The organism is Vreelandella aquamarina (genome assembly GCF_900110265.1).
Taxonomy (GTDB): domain Bacteria; phylum Pseudomonadota; class Gammaproteobacteria; order Pseudomonadales; family Halomonadaceae; genus Vreelandella; species Vreelandella aquamarina.
The window spans coordinates 1-1,730 of the sequence record NZ_FODB01000114.1 but is presented as its reverse complement, the minus strand read 5'-3'; the positions used below and the strand labels follow the sequence as shown (position 1 = coordinate 1,730).

Sequence of the window (1,730 nt, the reverse complement as noted above, 5' to 3'; positions counted from 1 at the left end):
GCCCGATAATGGGGGACAGGAACCGCCGTGGTACGGATCCGTTTGCCCGGTGGTGTGAGAGGACGGGGGAGGCGACTCCCCCTCCTACTCGATCTGAGTGAAATCATTGCTGGGTGTAGTAAGGGCGTACTACCCGACTGAGTACAGCGCTTGCTAGTCTCAATAAACACGCCCATTGCGTGTGCTCCACCTCGACACAATCACAAGGAGAACGGAGATGAGCAGCAAACGTATTTTAATGATTACCGGTGATTTCACAGAAGATTACGAAACCATGGTGCCCTTTCAGGCGCTGATGGCGGTGGGGCACCAAGTCGATGCGGTATGCCCCGGTAAAGCCTCGGGGGATACGGTTGCCACTGCGATCCACGACTTTGAAGGCGACCAGACCTACAGCGAGAAACCCGGGCACCGGTTTGCGCTAAATGCAGATTTCGCCAGCATCAATCCGGCCGATTACGACGCCCTGGTCGTGCCCGGTGGCAGGGCACCTGAGTATCTGCGGCTCAATCAAGAAGTGCTCGCCATGGTGAGGCACTTCTTTGATACCCAAAAACCGGTCGCTGCCATCTGCCATGGCGCCCAGCTGCTGGCCGCTGCCAAGGTGCTGGAGGGCAAACAGTGCTCGGCTTATCCCGCATGCCAGCCGGAAGTCGAGCTCGCTGGCGGGCAGTTCGCCAACTTGGAGGTCACCGATGCTGTTACCGATGGCAATCTTGTGACTGCCCCTGCATGGCCCGCCCATCCAGCTTGGCTGGCGCAGTTTATGGCGCTATTGAACAAGTAAAGCGAAGGAGCGCGCCCGCTTGTTGGGCGCGCATTACATCAACCGCTATGCTGAGCTCATACAATGGGCGCAAGTAAGTGCAAGGGGGCGTTATGTGCAAACTGTTTATTGATGCTGACCAGCGTGCGAATGGAGAACTACTTCTGGCGGCTGCTAGAAGAAATCGCCCAGCGCGATGGTATGAACACCGCGCAAATGATCACCCGGCTTTACCATGAGTCGATTGATGCCGGGCACGACTTGGGAAATTTCACGTCGTTTTTGCGCGTATGCGCATTGCGCTACCAAGCCCTACAGCTCAGCGGCGATATACCGCCAAGCGTGACAGTGCCCATCGGCGAGCTGGATGCGCAGAAAATTCTTTGCCGTGAAAGCACGTTGCGTGATATCACTTTGAGTGAGCGCGCGCTGCATAAAAAACACGTTCACTAGTGTCGGTATGTTGCGGTTACTCCAACCGCTCGCGCAGCGCAATAAATGCTGGCGGGTTTGGGTGTCGGTGGTGATGTCATGAATCACCGGGGCCTGCTGGGCGCGCTGCCACTAGCGCCAGCACACTGAACCACGTCAGCATCTTGGGCCAGCGGCTTTTATGGCGTTGCTGGTGGAGTTTATCGGCCATGTTTCCCCCTTGCGTTTTTGTGAGCACCGTTTGAAATAACAGACATTGGCCACCGCATAGCCAGCGATATGGTAGCGTGGCTATTTTCTGGCCTGATACCCGAACGTAAGAGTAACCCTGATGAGCCATTCCCATGCCACTTCGCCCTTAGCGGCTCCCATACGCGCACTGTTAACCCAGGCCCCGGCCAGCGCGCTGCCCATGACCTATCAGCAGGTAGCCAACACCCTAGCCCGGATTTCTCATGAAGAAGGTAGCATGAGGAAGGAAGAAGCGGCTTAAAGTGTTAGAATTCAAGTTCCTACACAAAAACCCACACTA

The 1,730-nt window shown here is 56.1% G+C and carries 3 protein-coding genes; all 3 read left to right on the top strand.

Features of this window, described 5'->3' with window-relative positions:
- Nucleotides 1-217 precede the first annotated feature (217 nt).
- Nucleotides 218-787, top strand: coding sequence for a DJ-1/PfpI family protein (locus BMY49_RS17035; protein ID WP_062372606.1), 570 nt, complete (start codon nucleotides 218-220; stop codon nucleotides 785-787).
- 111 nt (nucleotides 788-898) lie between these two features.
- Nucleotides 899-1,219 carry a ribbon-helix-helix domain-containing protein gene (locus BMY49_RS17030; RefSeq protein ID WP_244155002.1) on the top strand — a complete coding sequence of 107 codons (321 nt, stop codon included), beginning with the start codon at nucleotides 899-901 and terminating at the stop codon, nucleotides 1,217-1,219.
- A gap of 310 nt (nucleotides 1,220-1,529) precedes the next feature.
- Nucleotides 1,530-1,691 carry a hypothetical protein gene (locus tag BMY49_RS17515; protein WP_167359393.1) on the top strand — a complete coding sequence of 54 codons (162 nt, stop codon included), beginning with the start codon at nucleotides 1,530-1,532 and terminating at the stop codon, nucleotides 1,689-1,691.
- Nucleotides 1,692-1,730: the final 39 nt, after the last annotated feature.